This window comes from Microvirga sp. 2MCAF35, from assembly GCF_052115545.1.
Classification (GTDB): Bacteria; Pseudomonadota; Alphaproteobacteria; order Rhizobiales; family Beijerinckiaceae; genus Microvirga.
Genome location: NZ_JBFRGW010000026.1, coordinates 39,294 through 57,881 on the forward strand (window position 1 = coordinate 39,294; position 18,588 = coordinate 57,881).

Genomic DNA, 18,588 nt, shown 5'->3' on the forward strand with positions numbered 1-18,588 from the left:
GACATCCAATGACCGAAATCATCCGTCACAGGAAACACAAGATCATGCACGGCGCCGTGGAGCATAACGGCGTGCTCTATTTCGGTGGGCATGCCGCCAACGACCTGTCGCAGGGCATGGCGGATCAGACCCGGGAGGTCTGCGCCAAACTCGACAAGTTTCTCGCCGAACTCGGTTCCGACAAGACGAAGATCCTCGCGGCCCGCATTTACCTGAGCGACATGTCGCAGAAGGAGGAAATGAACAAGGCTTGGCTCGAATGGATCCCCGAGGATGCTCTCCCGTCGCGGGCCACGATCGGCATTGCAAGTCTTGGGGACCCTAATCGCCTGATCGAGGTGATCATCACCGCCGCGCGATAGCAAGTGCTGTCGCTCATTCAGCGATGACATCGGGCTGCGGGCATTTCTCTGCCCGCAGCCATTCCTCCAGAGGTTTGTTGACCTGGGATTGCTAACGCATTCCTGCACGGTCCCGGGGATGCCGACGATGACAGAGACGAAGACCAGACGGATCGACGATCGCTACTCGACCAACGAAAAGTACACGACCCTGCGTGGAATCCACCGGGATGCCCAGAGGCATCTGTCGGAGGTCGAGTGGAATTACCTCTGGTGCGGCACCGGTGACGAGGTCACTCTCAAGGACAATACGGCAGCATTCGGCCGCTATCGCTTTATCACGCCGCTCTTCGCCGGAATCGACAACCCAGATACAAGAACCAATATTCTAGGACTTGAGCTGAGCTTTCCGGCTTTCATCGCTCCATTCGGGGGCGAGGCCGCATTCCACCCTGACGGACATCTCGCCATCGGGCGCGCGGCTGAAGCAGCCGGCATTCAGCAGATGGTTCCGGTGGCCGCATCCTTCCCGCTCGAGGACATTGCGGCTGCCTCTTCCGTGGCATCGATATTCCAGATGACGTTCGTCGGTGATGAAGACGCCGCCGTCGCTCTCATGGAACGGGCCAAGGCCGCCGGCTACAAGTACATTTGCGTTACATACTCCCCTATCAGGCAGTGGCGGGAGCGCATGATGGAAGACCGCTTTTCCATCCGAGGTGAGGGCGGTCCCGCCAATTTCGGGCCGGGACGGTCCGATCCGGCTGCTCTTGTCGAATTGCTGGAATTCACGAAGCCGCGCTGGACCTGGCAGCAGGCCGCGCGCGTCATCGCCCGCGCGCCTCTCCCGTGCATCCTCAAAGGCGTCACAAGCGTCAGGGACGCCCATGCGGCGCTCGATGCCGGCGCAGTCGGACTTTATGTTTCGAACTACGGCGGCCGCACGGTTGACCGGACACCCGCGACGCTGGACGTCCTGCCGTCCATTCGGAAGTCGGTGGGGCGGGATGTCCCGATCATCTTCGACTCGGGCATCCGCCGGGGCAGCGATATCGTCACGGCGCTTGCCTTGGGCGCCGATGCGGTCGCGCTCGGACGCCTCATCGCGCTCGGTCTTGCGGCCGATGGCGAGTACGGCGTTCGGCGGACCCTTGAACTCCTGCAGCGCGAGTTCTGGACGACACTGGGCCATCTGGGCTGCTCCCGGGTTCAGGAGTTGAGCGAGGCCGTTCTCCATGTTCCTAACCAGATACAGAGCGACAGAGCGTTCGATTCGAAATTTTAGAATCCGGTTGGATCAGGCGGGTTGCGTCAATGAGGTCGGCGCTCGCGATAAAGCGGGCAGCGGAGCGATGGGCCCCATCAATGAAGCACGAGCAGCCAGCTGACCAGCGCCACGGGGGCGATAATGCCGAGAACGAAGGAAACGGCTGAATGAGCCATAGGAACCTCCAAATGGTTCCCTAAGATAATCCCGTGTGTCTCAGAAGGCGGTGCGCTGCAGCACGTCTCTGGGGATAGGCATCACGGTTCAGGAGTTGACGACCCTGCCTCCGGCCGGGCGGACGGGGGTGCTCCACCTTCGGTCGCGGTTCCGTTTCGGGTCTTGCGCTTCTTGCCGAGCCATTTGAACAGCATCCACCCCAAGCCTGAGCTGAGGGCGGCGATGACAACGAGGCCGGAACTCGGATAGTCGCGGAAGTTGATCCGCTTCGTACCGTTCAGCTCTTCCAATTCGTCTTCCGGCTGATTGTCTGTCTCGGGCATGGATAGGATCTCGTAGGGCCTTCCTCTCATATAAGTCCCGCGCGGCCGGTTTCCATCATGGGGCAGGCGCCCAAAAGGGAAGAGCGCCGCGACCTTCCGGCTGCGGCGCCCCACTACGGCCCAAGGTCGGCGAGATGCCGCGGCGAAGTTATCGGCCCCAGCGCAACACCATCGGATCGAGTCGGCGGGCCACTTCGAGGAGGCCTTTGCGGGTTTCCGGATGCAGGGGCTGCAACGGATGGCGCACGGCGTCGGATCGGATGACGCCACCTTCCTTCATCAGCACCTTGGCTGCCAGCAGCCAGCCCTGCCGGTTTTCATAGTTGATCAGCGGAAGCCAGCGCTCGTAAGCGGCGGCGGCCTCCTCCTTGTTGCCGGCCATGTAGGGATCGATGATCTGGCGGATGCCGTCCGGATAGGCTCCGCCCGTCATCGCGCCGGTCGCGCCCGCATCGAGATCGGCCATGAGGGTGATCGCCTCCTCGCCGTCCCAGGGACCTTCGATGGCATCCCCGCCGAGGGCGATCAGCTCACGCAGCTTCACCGCCGTACCGGGCACCTCGATCTTGAAGTAGGACACATTGGCGATCTCCTTGGCCATGCGGGCCAGGAAAGAGGCCGACAGGAAGGTGCCGGCCATCGGGGCGTCCTGGATCATGATCGGGATGGTGATCGCATCCGAAACCCTGCGGAAGAATTCATAGATCCCGGCCTCCGACACGCGCAGCGTCGCGCCGAAGAAGGGCGGCATGAGCATGACCATGGCTGCGCCTGCGGCTTCGGCCCGCCGGCAGCGGTCGGCGCAGATCTCGGTCGAGAAATGGCTGGCGGTGACGATGACCGGAACCCGCCCGGCCACGTGCTCGAGCACCGTCGTCATCACCGTGTCACGCTCGGTATCGGTCAGCAGGAATTGTTCCGAGAAATTCGCGAGAATGCAGATGCCGTCGGAGCCCGCATCGATCATGAAATCGATGGCGCGCTTCTGGCCTTCGAGATCGAGCCTGCCGTCGTCATGGAAGATGGTCGGAGCTACGGGATATACGCCACGATAGGGGCGCGTGGCGGTCGTGCCGGACAAGGACATGATTTCTCCCTTCGAGAATGTTTCTAGCATCGGACCCAAAATGGAATGCGCTTTTGGGATCGATTCGATGCTTTTGCTCATAGTTAGCGCATCATGCGGACCGTGGGGCCGCACAATACGGTTTGTATCACGTTCAGTGGTTGTCGCGCGGAACGGGCGATCCCGTCCGTCCGACGAGAAAGTCCAGATCGACACCTTTGTCGGCCTGCAGAACGTGGTCGATATAGAGCTTGGCCCAGCCGCGGTCGGCATGCGGCGCGGGCGCAACCCAGGCGGCGCGGCGGCGCTCCATCTCCTCGGCCTCGACGTGAAGATGGAGGCTGCGCGCCGCCACATCGAGCGTGATGAGGTCGCCGTTCTGCACCAGCGCCAGCGGGCCGCCGGCGGCGGCTTCCGGCGCCACGTGCAGCACCACCGTGCCGTAGGCCGTGCCGGACATGCGCGCATCCGAAATGCGGATCATGTCGCGCACGCCTTTCTTGAGCAGCTTCTGCGGCAGCGGCATGTTGCCGACCTCGGCCATGCCCGGATAGCCCTTCGGGCCGCAGTTCTTCAGCACCATGATGCAGGTCTCGTCGATATCGAGATCCTCATCGTCGATGCGATGATGCAGCTCCTCGATGGTCTCGAACACGACCGCGCGGCCCGTGTGCTGCATGAGTTCGGGAGAGGCGGCGGAAGGCTTGATGACCGCGCCGTTGGGAGCAAGGTTCCCCTTCAGGATCGCGATGCCGGCTTCCGGCTTGAACGGCTCCTCGAAGGTGGTGATCACCTCGCGGTTCCAGCACGGGGCATCTTTCACGTTCTCCCAGATCGGCTTGCCGTTGACGGTGAGTGCATCCTTGTGCAGCAGGCCGCGCTCGCCCAGCGTCCGCAGCACGACAGGCAGGCCGCCGGCATAATAGAAATCCTCCATCAGGAAGCGGCCCGAGGGCATGAGGTCGACGAGGCAGTGAATGTCGCGTCCGAGCCGGTCGAAATCGTCGAGGGTCAGGTCGACGCCGCACCGCCCGGCGATGGCGAGAAGATGCACGACCGCGTTGGTCGAGCCGCCGATGGCCGCGAGCGTCCGGATGGCGTTCTCGAAGGCCTGGCGCGTCATGAGCTTCGACAGCACGAGATCCTCGTTCACCATCTCGACGATGCGCCGCCCGGCCATGCGGGCGAGGTGGTTGCGCCGCGCGTCGGCGGCCGGAATGGCGGCGTTCTCCGGCAGGCCGACGCCGAGCGCCTCGACCATGGACGCCATGGTGGAGCCGGTGCCCATGGTCATGCAGTGGCCGGCCGAGCGGTTCATGCCGCCCTCCGCCTCGTGGAATTCCTGCAGGGTCACTTCTCCGGCGCGCAGCTGCTCGCTCATGGAGATGATGTTGGTGCCCGATCCGATATATTTGCCGCGATAGACCCCGCGCAGCTGCGGTCCGCCCGACACGCCGATGGTGGGCAGGTCCGCCGAGGCCGCGCCCATCAGGAGGGCAGGGGTGGTCTTGTCGCAACCCATGAGAAGCACGACGCCGTCGAGAGGATGCGCGCGGATCGCCTCTTCCACGTCCATGGCCGCGAGATTGCGGAACAGCATGGCGGTCGGGCGCATGGTCACTTCGCCGAGCGACGAGACGGGGAATTCGAGAGGGAAGCCGCCCGCATCCAGCACGCCGTATTTCACATGTTCGGCAATGGTGCGGAAATGCGCGTTGCAGGGCGTCAGCTCGGACCAGGTGTTGCAAATGCCGATAACCGGACGGCCCTCGAACTGATCCTGCGGGAAGCCGCTGTTCTTCAGGAAAGAGCGGTAATAGAATCCCATCTTGTCCTGACGGCCGAACCAAGCCTGGCTGCGAAGCTGGCGTTTCTTCTCTTCGGTCATGTCTCTCAGTGCCTTTGAAACTCTGTATCGCTCTGTGAAATGATGTGCTTTGGAGCGCGACTTTGGTTGAATAGGCGCCCCATTTGATTCATATAATAGTACTAATAGTCAGCTGATAAGGCTGCTAAAGTCGAAGAGCAACGACAATTTTAGGGAGAATGCATATGAAGGCTCGTCATCTTCTGACGACGATCGGCATGGCTGCGCTGATGCTGTCCTCAGGTGCCGCTTACGCTCAGAACAAAATGACCATCGGATTCTCGCAGGTCGGATCGGAATCCGGCTGGCGTGCCGCCGAGACCAAGGTCTCGAAGATCGAGGCCGAGAAGCGCGGTGTCGACCTGAAGATCTCCGACGCGCAGCAGAAGCAGGAAAATCAGATCCGCGCCGTGCGCTCCTTCATCGCGCAGGGCGTGGATGCGATCTTCATCGCGCCGGTCGTATCGACGGGCTGGGACGCGGTTCTCAAAGAGGCCAAGGACGCCAAGATCCCGGTCGTGCTGCTCGACCGTTCCATCGATACGAAGGACGAGTCGCTCTACCTCACGGCCGTGACGTCCGACACCGTGTATGAAGGCAAGGTGGCCGGCGAGTGGCTCGCCAAGGAAACCGGCGGCAAGTGCAACGTGGTGGAACTGCAGGGCACTGTCGGCTCGAGCCCGGCGATCAACCGCAAGAAGGGCTTCGATCAGGTCGTTGCCGCCAATCCCGGCATGAAGATCATCCGCACGCAGTCCGGCGACTTTACCCGCACCAAGGGTAAGGAAGTGATGGAAAGCTTCATCAAGGCGGAAGGCGGCGGCAAGAACATCTGTGCCGTCTACGCGCATAACGACGACATGGCGATCGGCGCCATTCAGGCCATCAAGGAAGCCGGCCTGAAGCCCGGCAAGGACATCAAGATCGTGTCCATCGACGGCGTTCCGGATATCTTCAAGGCGATGTCCGACGGCGAGGCCAACGTCACGGTCGAGCTGACGCCGAACATGGCCGGCCCGGCGCTCGATGCCGTCATGGCGTTCAAGAAAGATGGCACCGCGCCGAAGAAGTGGATCCAGACGGAATCCAAGGTCTTCACGCCCGAGACGGCGAAGGCCGAATACGACAAGCGCAAGGACCTCTACTGAAATCGTCAAGCGATCAGGGCAGCAGGCGAGGGATCGCCTGCTGCCTCGTTTATGGGACAGCGAGGACCGATGCCATCGTTGACAGAGCAGCCTCAGCTTCTTGAGATCCGAGGCCTCACGAAGGGCTTTCCGGGTGTGCAGGCGCTCGACCACGTGGATTTCACGCTGCATGCGGGCGAGATCCACGGCCTGCTCGGCGAGAACGGGGCCGGCAAGTCGACCCTGATCAAGGTGCTGACCGGCGTCTTCAAGCGCGACGGCGGCACCATCCGGCTCGACGGTCAGGAGATCGATGCACGGGATCCCGCGGACGCGCTCTCGCTCGGCATCGGAACGGTCTATCAGGAAGTCAATCTTCTGCCGAACCTGTCGGTGGCGGAAAACCTCTTCATCGGCCGCCAGCCGCACCGCTTCGGCCTCGTGCGCACCGGCGAGATGCGCCGCCGCTCTCAAGAACTGCTGGCAGGCTATGGTCTCGACATCGATGTCGCCAATCCGTTGAGCACCTACTCAGTGGCCGTGCAGCAGATCGTCGCCATCGCCCGCGCGGTCGATCTCTCGGCCAAGGTGCTGATTCTCGATGAGCCGACCGCCAGTCTCGACGCGCATGAGGTCGAGACGCTGTTCAAGATCCTGAGGGATCTCAAGAGCCGCGGCATCGGCATCGTGTTCGTCACGCATTTCCTCGATCAGGTCTATGCGGTCTGCGACCGGATCACCGTTCTGCGCAACGGGCGCCTCGTGGGCTCACGCCCCATCGCGGAGCTGCCGCGCATCGAACTCGTTTCCATGATGCTGGGACGCGAGCTTGCCGCGGAAGCGCTCCACCGCAATCAGCGCAAAGCCGTCACGGGCGAGCCGCTCGTCGCGTTCAAGAATTACGGCAGGCGCCGCCTCCTGGAGCCGTTCGATCTGGCTGTGCGTCCCGGCGAGGTGGTGGGGCTCGCGGGCCTGCTCGGTTCCGGCCGCACGGAGACGGCCAAACTGGTCTTCGGCATCGAGCGCGCCGACAGCGGACAGGCCTTCGTCGACGGCAGGCCCGTGCGCATCGCCACGCCGCGCGATGCGGCCCGGCTGCGGTTCGGGTTCACGCCCGAGGATCGCAAGACGGAAGGGGTCGTGGCGGAATTGTCCGTGCGCGAGAACATCATCCTGGCGCTCCAGGCGCAGCGCGGCTGGCTGCGGCTGATCCCGAGGCGCAAGCAGGAAGAGATCGCCGACCGCTTTATCAAGCTTCTCGACATCCGTACGCCGGATGCGGAAAAGCCCATCGGGCTTCTCTCCGGCGGCAATCAGCAGAAGGCGCTGCTCGCCCGCTGGCTTGCCACCGAGCCGCGCTTCCTCATCCTCGACGAGCCGACGCGCGGCATCGACGTGGGGGCGCATGCGGAAATCATCCGCCTGATCGAGCGTTTGTGCGAGGACGGGCTTGCCCTTCTGGTCATCTCGTCGGAGCTGGAGGAGATCGCCTCTTACAGCGACCGGGTCGTCGTTCTGCGCGACCGACGGCATGTGCGCGAACTCTCCGGAGCCGAGGTGAGCGCCGATACCATCATGACAACCATCGCGGGCCATTCATGAGCGGCATGATTCAGGCGAGTAGCGCTCGCACGCTTCCCAAGGGGCTTCCGCAGGTCGCGGCGCTCCTCGTCGTCTTTCTCGTCAACTGGCTCGTCTTCCGCGACTTCTTTGCCCTGCGCCTGCAGGACGGGCGGCTCTTCGGCAGCCTCATCGACGTCCTGAACCGCGGCGCGCCGGTCGCCATCCTGGCCTTGGGGATGACGCTCGTCATCGCGACCCGGGGAATCGATCTCTCCGTCGGAGCCGTCATGGCGATCGCGGGCGCCATGGCCGCCACATTGACCGCGCAGGGCTATCCGCTGCCCGTCGCGCTGGCGGCGGCTGCGGGCATCGGTCTCGCGTGTGGCCTCTGGAACGGCTTCCTCGTCGCGGTCCTTGAAATCCAGCCCTTCGTGGCGACCTTGATCCTGATGGTGGCAGGGCGTGGCTTCGCGCAGCTGATCACCGAAGGGCAGATCATTACCTTCGTGAGCGAGGGGTTCGCTGCCATCGGCGGCGGCTCCTTCCTGATGCTGCCGATGCCGGTGGTGATCGCCATCGTGATGCTGATCATCACGCATTTCATTGTCCGCTACACGGCCCTCGGCCTCTTCATCGAATCCATTGGGGCCAATGTTCGCTCCAGCGCCTATGCGGGCATCGGCACGAAGGTCGTGACCATCGCGGTCTATATGTGGTGCGGCCTGTGCGCGGCGATCGCCGGCTTGATCGTGACGGCGGACATCCGGGGAGCCGATGCCAACAATGCCGGGCTCTGGCTCGAACTCGATGCCATCCTTGCCGTCGTGATCGGCGGCACGTCCCTGTTCGGCGGGCGCTTCAGCCTCGGCCTCTCGGTCGTCGGTGCACTGATCATCCAGGCGATGAACACGGGCATCCTGCTGAGCGGCTATCCGCCCGAGTACAACCTCATCGTGAAGGCCATCGTGGTGCTCGCCGTGCTTCTCGCCCAGTCGCCCGTATTGTCCGCCGTCCGTTCCGTCTGGAAGGCAAGAGCATGATCAGGCGTCATCTTCCGGTTCTCATCACGCTCGCCGTCTTCATCGTCGGCTACCTGATCTGCCTGGCGCAGTTTCCGAGCTTCGCCTCGACCCGCGTGATCGGTAATCTTCTGACCGACAATGCCTTCCTGGGCATCGTGGCTGTCGGCATGACATTCGTAATCCTGTCCGGGGGCATCGACCTCTCGGTCGGCTCTGTCATCGCCTTCACGGGCGTGTTCCTCGCCGTCTCCATCGAGAAATACGGGCTCAACCCCTACATTGCCTTCATTCTCATCCTCGGCATCGCGGCTCTGTTCGGGGCCGGCATGGGCCTCCTGATCCACACCTTCCAGATCCCCGCCTTCATCGTCACATTGGCGGGCATGTTCCTGGCGCGCGGCCTGTGCTTCGTACTCACCACGGATTCGATCCCGATCAACGCGCCCGCCTATGGCCGGATCACGGACATCGCCTTCGGCCTGCCGGGAGGCGGGCGGGTGACCTTCATCGCCATGGTGATGCTGCTGACCTTCGCGGTCGGCATCGTCCTGGCGCATTTCACGCGCTTCGGCGCCAATGTCTATGCGCTCGGCGGCAACCGGACCTCGGCGGAACTGATGGGCGTGCCCGTAGGGCGAACGACGATCCGCATCTACATGCTGTCGAGTTTCCTGGCGGCCTTGGCCGGAATCGTCTTTTCCTTCTATACGTCCGCCGGGTACTCCCTGGCCGCGACCGGCGTCGAGCTCGACACGATCGCGGCGGTGGTCATCGGCGGCACCCTGCTCACGGGAGGCTACGGGACGATCATCGGCACCCTCGTGGGCGTGCTCATCCAGGGATTGATCCAGACATACATCACGGTCGAGGGGACCTTGAGCTCGTGGTGGACCAAGATCGCCATCGGGGCCCTGCTGTTCGCATTCATCGTGCTGCAGCGCGGCCTGTCGGCGGCGTCGCTTCGCACAAGGTAAAAGAAGGGGAGAATGGTGTTGCTGAACGGTGTCCAGAGGCCTGCGAGAGCGCGATCAGCCCATGATCTCGTTGCCCATGGGATCGGTCAGAACATCATGCAGGGCCGTTTCCCCGTCGGCAGCACCCTGCCGGGCGATGCGGAGCTGATGGAGCTCTACGGGGTTTCTCGAACGGCGCTCCGGGAGGCGCTGAAGACCCTGGCGGCAAAGGGCCTGATCGAGTCCAAGACGAAGGTCGGCACGAAGGTTCTCGACCGCAACAACTGGAACATGTTCGATGCAGACATCCTCGGATGGCATCTCGAAATCGGTGTCGATGCCCGCTTCCTCGGATGGCTCTTCGAAATCCGGCAGATGCTGGAGCCTCTGGCCTGCGCCACCGCTGCGGTACGGCGGACGCCGGAGCAGCTGACGGAGATGCACCGGGCGCTTCAGGCCATGTACCAATGCGAGAGCAGCCGGCAGGGCTTCACGAAGGCCGATCTCGCGTTTCACCAGGCCATCCTCGAGGCATCTGCCAACCCCTTCCTGCAATCGATCGGCTCCGTCATCGGAGCCGCCCTGGCGACATCGTTCACGATCAGCTCTCCGGTCTCCAGCGACGACCGCTTCCGGGAAGTGATGGGGCAGCATCAGGCGGTATTCGATGCTATCGAGCAGGGGAGTCCGGTGGCTGCGAGCGAGGCCATGTCGGAGCTGATCCTCCAAGCGGCGGAGCGGGTCCGGATCAAGCATGCGGAGAGCGCGCTGGCGACGGTCCAGGTTCATGCTTTCTCGGGGGAATAGTCTCGCCGGCGATCCGCCAGGGCAGCCTGCAAGCGGATCATCGCCGCTCGGGAGTCTTGCCGGACAAAATAGTATTATAGTATGATTTATTGGCCGTTAGGAGAGGTCTAACACACGCTCATGATGGCATGAGGTGGGGCTGTTCCCGAGGACTGCTCTGCCGTTATGATGGATCCAAAAGGCAGGCGGATCGGCGCCGGAAAAGCCGCACCGACTCGGACCTTGGAACGAAGAATGTGAATATGCGCCGGGCGCGAGAATGTCGTTCCGGGCATGGACGAGAGGGAGAACGACCTTGAAGACATTCACGACCACAATAGCGGCCGTGGCTCTGGGAGCCTTTGGCCTCCTTGGCGCCGCGCAGGCGCAGGACAAGGGCACGGTCGGCGTGGCCATGCCGACGAAGTCGTCCGCGCGCTGGATCGACGACGGCAACAACATGGTCAAGGTGCTCAAAGAGAAGGGCTACAACGTCGACCTGCAATATGCGGAAGACGACATCCCGAACCAGCTGGCCCAGATCGAGAACATGATCACCAAGGGATCCAAGGTGCTCGTGATCGCGGCCATCGACGGCACGACGCTCTCCGATGCGCTCCAGCAGGCCGCCGACAAGGGCATCAAGGTCATCGCCTATGACCGCCTGATCCGCAATTCCAAGAACGTCGACTACTACGCCACCTTCGACAACTTCCAGGTCGGCGTGCTCCAGGGCGGCTATATCGAGAAGGCGCTCGGCCTCAAGGAAGGCAAGGGCCCGTTCAACATCGAGCTGTTCGGCGGCTCCCCCGACGACAACAATGCCTTCTTCTTCTACAACGGCGCCATGTCCGTGCTCGACCCCTACATCAAGAGCGGCAAGCTCAAGGTGCAGAGCGGCCAGACCGGCATGGACAAGGTCTCGACCCTGCGTTGGGACGGCGCGGTGGCCCAGGCCCGCATGGATAACCTGCTCTCCGCCTTCTACACCGACAAGCGCGTCGATGCGGTTCTCTCGCCCTATGACGGCCTGAGCATCGGCATCATCTCGTCGCTCAAGGGCGTGGGCTACGGCTCGCCGAAGCAGCCGATGCCGATCATCACCGGCCAGGACGCAGAAGTGCCCTCGATCAAGTCGATCCTCGCCAAAGAGCAGACCTCGACGGTGTTCAAGGACACCCGCGAGCTGGCCAAGGTGACGGTCAACATGGTCGACGCCGTGCTCTCCGGCAAACAGCCCGAAGTCAACGACACCAAGACCTACGAGAACGGCGTGAAGGTCGTTCCCGCCTACCTGCTGAAGCCGGTCAGCGTCGATGCTTCGAACTGGAAGGAAATTCTGGTCGGCAGCGGCTACTACAAGGAAGACCAGTTCAAGTAATTGGTCCGGACGACGAATGGACCCTGCGCACCCGCGCAGGGTCCTTGCTCATTTCAGAGCATCGGACCCAAAAAGTGGATCCCACTTTTGGGATCGGATCCGATGCTACACTCTTTGAAGAGCGCATCGTACGGCGCGGAAAACCGGAGCCACTTTTCCGCACGATGCGCTAGAGGCCTGTTGCCTGAGGACATGCGATGAATGCGATCCTTGAAATGCGGGGGATCACCAAGACGTTTCCCGGCGTGAAGGCGCTGGACAACGTCAACATCTCGGTCAGGGCCGGCGAGATCCACGCCCTGGTGGGCGAGAACGGCGCCGGCAAATCCACCCTGATGAAGGTTCTGAGCGGCGTCTATCCGCACGGCTCCTATTCCGGCGAGATCCATTACGAAGGCGAGGAGCGGCGCTTCTCGGGAATCGCCGACAGCGAGAAGCTCGGCATCATCATCATCCACCAGGAGCTGGCGCTCGTACCGCTCCTGTCGATCGCGGAAAACATCTTCCTCGGTAACGAGCAGGCCCAGTACGGCGTCATCGACTGGTCCGTCGCGTTCGCGAAGACCAAGGAGCTGCTGAAGCTCGTCGGCCTCAAGGAATCGCCCGACGAGCTGATCACCAATCTCGGCGTCGGCAAGCAGCAGCTCGTGGAGATCGCCAAGGCGCTCTCGAAGAAGGTGAAGCTTCTCATCCTCGACGAGCCGACCGCGAGCCTAAACGAGAAAGACAGCGATGCGCTCCTGAACCTGCTGCTCCAGTTCAAGGAGCAGGGGATTTCCTCGATCCTGATCTCGCACAAGCTGAACGAGATTTCGAAGGTTGCCGATTCCATCACGGTCCTGCGCGACGGCGGCACGGTCGAGACGCTGGATTGCCGGACTGAAGCAGTGAGCGAGGATCGCATCATCCGCGGCATGGTGGGCCGCACCATGGAGGATCGCTATCCCAAGCGTGAGCCGAAGATCGGCGGGACCATCTTCCAGGTCGAGAACTGGTCGGCCTATCACCCGCTCCACAGTCATGTGCAGGTGGTCAAGAACGTCAACCTGAACATCCGGCGTGGCGAGATCGTCGGCATTGCCGGGCTGATGGGGGCAGGGCGGACGGAGTTCGCCATGAGCCTGTTCGGGCGCAGCTACGGCCAGAACATCTCCGGCCGCGTCACCCTGCACGGCAAGGAGATCGACGTGAGCACGGTCGAGAAGGCCGTATCCAACGGGATCGCCTATGCCACCGAGGACCGGAAGACCTATGGCCTGGTTCTGGCCGAGGACATCCGCAAGAACGTGACGCTCGCCAATCTCGAGGGCGTCTCCAAGAACCTCGTCATCGACGACATCCGGGAGCTGGCGGTCGCCAACGATTACCGGGGCCAGATGCGGATCCGGTGCTCCAACGTCTTCCAGGAGACGGTGAACCTCTCCGGCGGCAATCAGCAGAAGGTGGTTTTGAGCAAATGGCTCTTCTCCGATCCGGAGATCCTGATCCTGGACGAGCCGACCCGCGGCATCGATGTCGGGGCGAAATACGAAATCTATACGATCATCAACAGGCTGGCCGATGCCGGAAAGGGCGTCCTCGTGATATCATCGGAGATGCCGGAACTGCTCGGCATGTGCGACCGGATCTATGTCATGAACGAAGGCTCCCTGATCGCCGAGCTCGATCGTGCCGAGGCATCCCAGGAAAAGATCATGCACGCCATCGTTAAGTCGGGGAGACGCTGAGATGGACACAAGAACCGCCGACGAGATCCAGGTTCCCCAGCAGAAGACGTCGTGGACGGAATTCGTCAAAACCCATTTCCGCGACTACGGCATGCTGCTGTCGCTCCTGGTCATCATGCTGTTCTTCCAGGTGGTGACCGACGGAACCCTGCTGCGGCCTCTCAACCTCACCAACCTGGTGCTCCAGAACAGCTACATCGTCATCATGGCGCTGGGCATGCTGCTGGTCATCGTGGCCGGGCATATCGACCTCTCGGTCGGCTCCATCGTGGGCTTCGTCGGCGGCCTCGCTGCCATGATGATGGTGCGCTGGGGCTTCGATCCCGTGACGACCACCATCGCGTGCCTGATCGTGGGCGGCATGATCGGCGCCGCGCAGGGCTATTGGGTCGCCTATTTCAAGGTCCCTTCCTTCATCGTCACGCTTGCGGGCATGCTCGTCTTCAAGGGCCTGACCCTGGCGCTTCTCGGCGGCATGTCGGTCGGTCCGTTCCCGGTCGTGTTCCAGCGCCTGAGCTCCGGCTTCCTTCCGGACGTCTTCGGTGGCGAGGGCTTCAACTACACGGCCTTGTTCCTCGGCGTCGCCAGCGTGGCCGCACTGGTCTATTTCAGCTTCCGCAGCCGCGCCAACCAGCTGAAGCACGCGGTCGAGACCGCACCCTTCGGCCTGTTCGCCTTCAAGAACGGCCTGCTCGCCGTTCTCGTGATCGCGTTCTGCTACCTGATGGCGACCTATCGCGGCCTGCCGAACGTGCTGGTCATCATGGCCGTGCTGATCGCGCTCTATGCTTTCGTGACGAATCGCACCACGATCGGCCGGCGCATCTACGCGCTCGGCGGCAACGAGAAGGCGGCCAAGCTGTCGGGCATCAAGACCGAGCGCCTGACCTTCCTCACCTTCGTCAATATGGGCGTGCTGGCGGGTCTCGCGGGTCTCATCTTCGCGGCGCGCCTCAACACCGCGACCCCGAAGGCCGGTCTCGGCTTCGAGCTCGACGTGATCGCGGCCGTGTTCATCGGCGGCGCGTCGGCCACCGGCGGCGTCGGCAAGGTGACGGGCGCCGTCATCGGCGCTTTCGTGATGGGCGTCATGAACAACGGCATGTCGATCCTCGGCATCGGCATCGACTACCAGCAGGTCATCAAGGGCCTCGTGCTGCTCGCAGCCGTCTCCCTCGACGTCTACAACAGGAAAAAGTGACGGCGGGCGCTCACGCCAGCCTACCGACACAAGAACGGCGAGCTTCGGCTCGCCGTTTCATTTCAAGCTGCTTGGACCTGTGAAGCGTCAGTGAGCGTCTGCCGTCAGGCCGGCCGCTTCGGGAACCGGGCTCTTGGTCAAGGTCATCTTGCTGGCGCTCTTGTCACAAGACACGGTAACGAAACCGTCGGACGCGTTGATCCGAACCGTGACCATGTCGTCCGTGCTGACAAGCTTGACCGGTTCCTCGTCGACGTCCTGCGCGGCTTCGTTGATGATCGAAAGACATTCGCTGAAAGGCATGGAGGCAATGCGCGTGTCGGCCGACAGAGCTGCAGAGCCGGCTGCGAAGACACCCAGGGTGCCGAGCATGGTCGCAAGCAAAGAAGAGCGCATTGATTGGTTCTCCCAACGCTCGGACATCACCATGTCCAAGGTCGTTCCGCTGTGTCCTGGCACACACGAAGAAGGAACGTCCCTCGCAAGGGGCCGTTCCTCGCCGTCAATGTCGCACGTCCATCGTTAGGGATCTCTGAAGAACCTTAGCCGCTCGATTCCTTCTGATGCCCAGCGATCCGACGCCCGCGTTGCTCCGCTTGCTCCAAGGCTTCGGCCAGAAGGCGGCGGCTCTGCATCAAGGCATGCTCGTCCGGCGTCGCAGTCTTCAACGCGGTGAGGATCTTTTCCGCCTCCATTTCGTAACGTGGCTCAGGCATGATGATCTCCAGCAAGCTATGCAGGTGCAACTGCCTGACATATCCCCGGGTTCCTGCGCGACAATCTGGACAGGAGAACGGGTCATATTTCTGGCGTAATATTGTCTAGCTTGGGCTCCTTTCCCAAGGCCGCCGAGGACGTTTTCTTGGCCGTTGAAGCTAGTTAGTGTTCAGCCTCTCACATTGCGCGTTCAGACATGATTCATCCCAAGATTGCCAGGGATGGTCCCATGACGACTGGCGGACCAGACCCTTTGAAGGATGCTCTCGCTCTCCAGGCCCGGGTGAGGGGCTTGCAGGCTCTGCTCGAATTGCAGCGCTGGCAGATCGAGGTGCTCAACAACAGGCTCTATTCGCCCGAGCCCGGTGGGATTGCCGCGCGGCGCCTTTTGGCGCTCAAGCGGGACGAGACTCCTCAGGGTGCGTTCAGGGTGCCGAAAGGCGTCAACGATCCCTGATGCTTTTTCATTGCTTCATGACGCAAGAAGGCCCGGTGGCAGCACCGGGCCTTCTTCACTTTTGAGAGTACGATGTGATCAGTTGAACTTGTAGTTCAGGCCTGCGCGGATCACGCCGAATTCCGCATCGCGGTTCACGTTCACGCGGCCGCCGAGCACATAGTTGTCCTTCGTGTCGAGATCGACATAGAGGCCTTCGACCTTGGCCGTGAAGTTGTTGGTGATGGCGTATTCCACGCCGCCGCCGAGCGTCCAACCCCAGTTGACCTCATCGCCGGTATGATGGCCGAGCACCGGATCGTAGCCGCGGTTGCCGCCGACATCGCCGTAGGCGAAGCCGCCCGTGCCGTAGACGAGGGCGCGGTCGAAGGCGACGCCGGCGCGGGCGCGGATCGTGCCGAAGAAGCCGTCGGAGTCACCATCATAATACGTGGTGCCGTAGGATGCGCCCTTGTTGCCGACGGCGGCGTACTGAAGGTCGGTCTCCACGCCGGCCACGAACATGCCGAACTGGTAATTGTAACCGGCCTGGGCGCCGCCCACGAAGCCGCCGCCGCGGCTGCCCCTGATCGTGCCGAAGGCCGGGTCATAGAAACGGCTGTCGCCGACGTTCCAGCCATAGCCGGCATTCAGACCGGCATAAAAGCCCGTCCAGGTGAAGATCGGGAGCGCATTATAGGCCGGAGCAGGAGAGTAGCGGCTCGGCAGGTCAGCCGCGTGAGCCGTCGAAGCCGCAATGGCGAGAGCCGCAGTGGCAGCGAGAAGTCCGAGAGCAGAGTGACGCATTACTGTATTCCGTGCTTAGCAACAAAAGATCGGATAGGCATTTATTGCCTGTCACGGATCTAATAAGGGATCGCGAGAGATTGTTGCAATATGCTCGGGCGTCATCAGTCGAAACATGCTTGATGAATGATGAATGTTTACTGGTCATCAACCATGGTGCCTGCGTTCGTCTTGAGATCGGAGTCCGATTATGCGCAGATCGCGGCGTGAAGTTTGGCCGCGAGGCCTCAAAGCAAGAGACAGAACTTGGCCTCGCCTTTTCCAGGCGGGGCCTTTTTGTTGTCGCGCCACGATCAGGAACGGCCCGGGTTCGAGGCCGCGTGAGCCCTTCGGGCGATCACATCCACATCGGCGCTCATGGCCAGTCGGCGCGGATCAAGATCTGCAAGATCGAACCAGCGAGCTTCGAGAGCATCGTCGCCGGCAGCGGGCTCGCCCGATAGCCAGCGGCACTGAACGGCGATCAGGATGTAGTGCTGCTCCACCAGGCCGGAAGAATCCCGTACGAGAACATCGAGAGTGGTGATGATGTCCTGGGCTTCAGCCTCGATGCCGGTCTCTTCGAGAAGCTCCCGGGTCGCAGCATTCATGACCGTCTCGCCGAACTCGATCTTCCCGCCGGGAAAGCCCCAAAGCCCCGCATCGGGCGGATTGGCCCGGCGGACAAGCAATGTCCGGTCTTCGCGGATGACGACGGCAATGACGGCGGGAACGGGTGATGACATGAAAAAGGCTCGGCCTGAGTGGCCGAGCCTTTAGCCTAAGGAATTGCAGCAGGATAGTCTGCTCAGCGGGCCGAACGGTGCAGCGCCGATTGCAGCGGCTCCAGGCTCTTCGTGAACCAGAGTGCCGTCGTCTCGGCGATGTCCTTCCACTGGGCGGAGGCGGTCTCGTAAGCCTGGCGCGTCGCCTGGCTCTGGGCCCTGAAAACCTCGGGGAGAGGAGAGGGGCTGATCGTCGAGCGCCACAGGTCGAGGGCAGCATGGTGCTGCGTGTTCATGGCGTCGATGATCTTGTCGTTCACTTCCAGGGCACCCTGGGCCGAGGCCGCCACGGCCTCGCTCATGGCCTTGCGGAAGACGTCACCCTGCTTCTTGGCGGACGAGAAGATGGCACCTGCCTCGACGGGCGCAGCGATCGTCACAGGCAACGAAGCGGGCTTCCTGTCCGCGACGGCCTCGACCGTCTCGGCTGCCGAGATGGCAGCCATTTCGACGAGATCGTCGGCCTTCTGCACGCTCTTGGCTGTCGTCTTGGCTTTAGGCTTCTTCACTTCCGCCATCGTGAGGTCCTCGCAAGGTTTAAGGGAGAAGGAGGTTACTTCTTGGAGCCCGGCTGCTTCATGGCCGACTGAGCCAGGGAGCCGAATTCCTTCATCTGGGTCTGCATCGCCTCGAACTGGGTCCGAACGAACTCGGCCTGGATCTGCATGGCTTCCTGCATGTCCTTGGCGCGCACCATCCGCTGGGCGAGGTCGAAAGCGGCCGAAAGGTTCTGCTCGGTATAGGCGAAGGTCTTGCGGGCGGCATCCTTGGCGCTGGCCTGGACGGTGTTCGCCGATCCTTCGAACGTGTCGGCCGTCTTCTGGGCGGCGCTCATGAAACCGTCGATGGCCTTGCGGGCCTGCTCGACGCTCTTCTCGGCGAAATCGCGCATTTCCGGGGGGACTTCGTAATTCTGGGTCGGATTCGTGGCCATGGGATGCTCCTTATCGTCAGGTATTTGTGCAGTGCAATATCACATTGTGCGATGCAAAATCAACTCCCTCGTGCCTCGCCTTATTAAGGTTACCTGAAAGTAAAAGGATTCAAGTGTCCTGCCTTGCAT

General features: G+C 62.2%; 20 protein-coding genes. 11 read left to right on the top strand and 9 right to left on the bottom strand.

What is annotated here, in order from left to right; translation table 11 throughout:
* Positions 1-8 precede the first annotated feature (8 nt).
* On the top strand, positions 9-362 hold the full coding sequence (locus AB4097_RS14240; protein ID WP_442040603.1) for a RidA family protein: 354 nt from the start codon (positions 9-11) through the stop codon (positions 360-362).
* A 127-nt stretch (positions 363-489) separates the two neighbouring features.
* Complete coding sequence (locus AB4097_RS14245) at positions 490-1,626, top strand: alpha-hydroxy acid oxidase (protein WP_442040605.1); 1,137 nt, start codon at positions 490-492, stop codon at positions 1,624-1,626.
* A gap of 239 nt (positions 1,627-1,865) precedes the next feature.
* Here the strand turns inward: AB4097_RS14245 and AB4097_RS14250 are convergent, their stop codons facing one another.
* The 3 genes from AB4097_RS14250 to AB4097_RS14260 all read right to left on the bottom strand — a co-directional run bounded on the left by AB4097_RS14250 (position 1,866) and on the right by AB4097_RS14260 (position 5,062).
* Positions 1,866-2,108 (bottom strand): hypothetical protein, encoded by a 243-nt coding sequence (locus AB4097_RS14250; RefSeq protein ID WP_442040607.1) that lies wholly within the window; start codon positions 2,106-2,108, stop codon positions 1,866-1,868.
* A gap of 148 nt (positions 2,109-2,256) precedes the next feature.
* Complete coding sequence (locus tag AB4097_RS14255) at positions 2,257-3,195, bottom strand: dihydrodipicolinate synthase family protein (RefSeq protein ID WP_442040609.1); 939 nt, start codon at positions 3,193-3,195, stop codon at positions 2,257-2,259.
* Positions 3,196-3,328: 133 nt separating this feature from the next.
* A complete protein-coding gene (locus AB4097_RS14260; RefSeq protein WP_442040611.1) occupies positions 3,329-5,062 on the bottom strand; it encodes an IlvD/Edd family dehydratase in 1,734 nt (577 codons plus the stop codon).
* Positions 5,063-5,226: 164 nt separating this feature from the next.
* Here AB4097_RS14260 and ytfQ point away from each other — a divergent pair, with 164 nt between their 5' ends.
* The 8 genes from ytfQ to mmsB all read left to right on the top strand — a co-directional run bounded on the left by ytfQ (position 5,227) and on the right by mmsB (position 14,801).
* Positions 5,227-6,189, top strand: coding sequence for a galactofuranose ABC transporter, galactofuranose-binding protein YtfQ (gene ytfQ, locus AB4097_RS14265; protein ID WP_442040613.1), 963 nt, complete (start codon positions 5,227-5,229; stop codon positions 6,187-6,189).
* Positions 6,190-6,258: 69 nt separating this feature from the next.
* The gene (gene ytfR / locus AB4097_RS14270; RefSeq protein WP_442040615.1) at positions 6,259-7,770 is read left to right on the top strand and encodes a galactofuranose ABC transporter, ATP-binding protein YtfR; all 1,512 of its coding nucleotides are present in this window, start codon (positions 6,259-6,261) and stop codon (positions 7,768-7,770) included.
* On the top strand, positions 7,767-8,771 hold the full coding sequence (ytfT, locus tag AB4097_RS14275; RefSeq protein ID WP_442040617.1) for a galactofuranose ABC transporter, ATP-binding protein YtfT: 1,005 nt from the start codon (positions 7,767-7,769) through the stop codon (positions 8,769-8,771). The genes ytfR and ytfT overlap by 4 nt, the downstream gene beginning before the upstream one ends.
* Positions 8,768-9,727, top strand: coding sequence for a galactofuranose ABC transporter, permease protein YjfF (gene yjfF, locus AB4097_RS14280; RefSeq protein WP_442040619.1), 960 nt, complete (start codon positions 8,768-8,770; stop codon positions 9,725-9,727). The genes ytfT and yjfF overlap by 4 nt, the downstream gene beginning before the upstream one ends.
* Before the next feature lie 12 nt (positions 9,728-9,739).
* Positions 9,740-10,513 carry a FadR/GntR family transcriptional regulator gene (locus tag AB4097_RS14285; RefSeq protein WP_442040621.1) on the top strand — a complete coding sequence of 258 codons (774 nt, stop codon included), beginning with the start codon at positions 9,740-9,742 and terminating at the stop codon, positions 10,511-10,513.
* Between the two features lie 259 nt (positions 10,514-10,772).
* Positions 10,773-11,873 (top strand): multiple monosaccharide ABC transporter substrate-binding protein, encoded by a 1,101-nt coding sequence (gene chvE / locus AB4097_RS14290; RefSeq protein WP_442040623.1) that lies wholly within the window; start codon positions 10,773-10,775, stop codon positions 11,871-11,873.
* 197 nt (positions 11,874-12,070) lie between these two features.
* The gene (gene mmsA, locus AB4097_RS14295; RefSeq protein ID WP_442040625.1) at positions 12,071-13,600 is read left to right on the top strand and encodes a multiple monosaccharide ABC transporter ATP-binding protein; all 1,530 of its coding nucleotides are present in this window, start codon (positions 12,071-12,073) and stop codon (positions 13,598-13,600) included.
* Position 13,601: 1 nt separating this feature from the next.
* The gene (gene mmsB / locus AB4097_RS14300; protein WP_442040627.1) at positions 13,602-14,801 is read left to right on the top strand and encodes a multiple monosaccharide ABC transporter permease; all 1,200 of its coding nucleotides are present in this window, start codon (positions 13,602-13,604) and stop codon (positions 14,799-14,801) included.
* Between the two features lie 87 nt (positions 14,802-14,888).
* Here the strand turns inward: mmsB and AB4097_RS14305 are convergent, their stop codons facing one another.
* Together AB4097_RS14305 and AB4097_RS14310 are read right to left on the bottom strand one after the other, a co-directional pair.
* Positions 14,889-15,224, bottom strand: coding sequence for a hypothetical protein (locus tag AB4097_RS14305; RefSeq protein ID WP_442040629.1), 336 nt, complete (start codon positions 15,222-15,224; stop codon positions 14,889-14,891).
* A gap of 119 nt (positions 15,225-15,343) precedes the next feature.
* Positions 15,344-15,517, bottom strand: a complete 174-nt coding sequence (locus AB4097_RS14310; RefSeq protein ID WP_442040631.1) for a hypothetical protein — start codon at positions 15,515-15,517, stop codon at positions 15,344-15,346.
* 230 nt (positions 15,518-15,747) lie between these two features.
* On the opposite strand from AB4097_RS14310, the gene AB4097_RS14315 reads away from it, so the two are divergent.
* On the top strand, positions 15,748-15,975 hold the full coding sequence (locus tag AB4097_RS14315; RefSeq protein WP_442040633.1) for a hypothetical protein: 228 nt from the start codon (positions 15,748-15,750) through the stop codon (positions 15,973-15,975).
* 78 nt (positions 15,976-16,053) lie between these two features.
* On the opposite strand, the gene AB4097_RS14320 is transcribed toward AB4097_RS14315, so the two are convergent.
* The 4 genes from AB4097_RS14320 to AB4097_RS14335 form a co-directional block, all read right to left on the bottom strand.
* Positions 16,054-16,761 (bottom strand): outer membrane protein, encoded by a 708-nt coding sequence (locus AB4097_RS14320; protein WP_442040635.1) that lies wholly within the window; start codon positions 16,759-16,761, stop codon positions 16,054-16,056.
* A 293-nt stretch (positions 16,762-17,054) separates the two neighbouring features.
* The gene (locus AB4097_RS14325; RefSeq protein ID WP_442040637.1) at positions 17,055-17,486 is read right to left on the bottom strand and encodes an NUDIX hydrolase; all 432 of its coding nucleotides are present in this window, start codon (positions 17,484-17,486) and stop codon (positions 17,055-17,057) included.
* Positions 17,487-17,548: 62 nt separating this feature from the next.
* Positions 17,549-18,043 carry a phasin family protein gene (locus tag AB4097_RS14330; RefSeq protein WP_442040639.1) on the bottom strand — a complete coding sequence of 165 codons (495 nt, stop codon included), beginning with the start codon at positions 18,041-18,043 and terminating at the stop codon, positions 17,549-17,551.
* Between the two features lie 35 nt (positions 18,044-18,078).
* Entirely contained in the window at positions 18,079-18,459 is a 381-nt protein-coding gene (locus tag AB4097_RS14335) for a phasin (RefSeq protein WP_009763815.1), read from the bottom strand.
* Between the last annotated feature and the right edge of the window lie 129 nt (positions 18,460-18,588).

Coding starts and splice junctions, on each gene's coding strand:
- AB4097_RS14240 (WP_442040603.1), top strand. CDS start 9: ATGACCGAAATCATCCGTCACAGGAAACACAAGATCATGCACGGCGCC.
- AB4097_RS14245 (WP_442040605.1), top strand. CDS start 490: ATGACAGAGACGAAGACCAGACGGATCGACGATCGCTACTCGACCAAC.
- AB4097_RS14250 (WP_442040607.1), bottom strand. CDS start 2,108: ATGCCCGAGACAGACAATCAGCCGGAAGACGAATTGGAAGAGCTGAAC.
- AB4097_RS14255 (WP_442040609.1), bottom strand. CDS start 3,195: ATGTCCTTGTCCGGCACGACCGCCACGCGCCCCTATCGTGGCGTATAT.
- AB4097_RS14260 (WP_442040611.1), bottom strand. CDS start 5,062: ATGACCGAAGAGAAGAAACGCCAGCTTCGCAGCCAGGCTTGGTTCGGC.
- ytfQ (WP_442040613.1), top strand. CDS start 5,227: ATGAAGGCTCGTCATCTTCTGACGACGATCGGCATGGCTGCGCTGATG.
- ytfR (WP_442040615.1), top strand. CDS start 6,259: ATGCCATCGTTGACAGAGCAGCCTCAGCTTCTTGAGATCCGAGGCCTC.
- ytfT (WP_442040617.1), top strand. CDS start 7,767: ATGAGCGGCATGATTCAGGCGAGTAGCGCTCGCACGCTTCCCAAGGGG.
- yjfF (WP_442040619.1), top strand. CDS start 8,768: ATGATCAGGCGTCATCTTCCGGTTCTCATCACGCTCGCCGTCTTCATC.
- AB4097_RS14285 (WP_442040621.1), top strand. CDS start 9,740: ATGGTGTTGCTGAACGGTGTCCAGAGGCCTGCGAGAGCGCGATCAGCC.
- chvE (WP_442040623.1), top strand. CDS start 10,773: ATGTCGTTCCGGGCATGGACGAGAGGGAGAACGACCTTGAAGACATTC.
- mmsA (WP_442040625.1), top strand. CDS start 12,071: ATGAATGCGATCCTTGAAATGCGGGGGATCACCAAGACGTTTCCCGGC.
- mmsB (WP_442040627.1), top strand. CDS start 13,602: ATGGACACAAGAACCGCCGACGAGATCCAGGTTCCCCAGCAGAAGACG.
- AB4097_RS14305 (WP_442040629.1), bottom strand. CDS start 15,224: ATGTCCGAGCGTTGGGAGAACCAATCAATGCGCTCTTCTTTGCTTGCG.
- AB4097_RS14310 (WP_442040631.1), bottom strand. CDS start 15,517: ATGCCTGAGCCACGTTACGAAATGGAGGCGGAAAAGATCCTCACCGCG.
- AB4097_RS14315 (WP_442040633.1), top strand. CDS start 15,748: ATGACGACTGGCGGACCAGACCCTTTGAAGGATGCTCTCGCTCTCCAG.
- AB4097_RS14320 (WP_442040635.1), bottom strand. CDS start 16,761: ATGCGTCACTCTGCTCTCGGACTTCTCGCTGCCACTGCGGCTCTCGCC.
- AB4097_RS14325 (WP_442040637.1), bottom strand. CDS start 17,486: ATGTCATCACCCGTTCCCGCCGTCATTGCCGTCGTCATCCGCGAAGAC.
- AB4097_RS14330 (WP_442040639.1), bottom strand. CDS start 18,043: ATGGCGGAAGTGAAGAAGCCTAAAGCCAAGACGACAGCCAAGAGCGTG.
- AB4097_RS14335 (WP_009763815.1), bottom strand. CDS start 18,459: ATGGCCACGAATCCGACCCAGAATTACGAAGTCCCCCCGGAAATGCGC.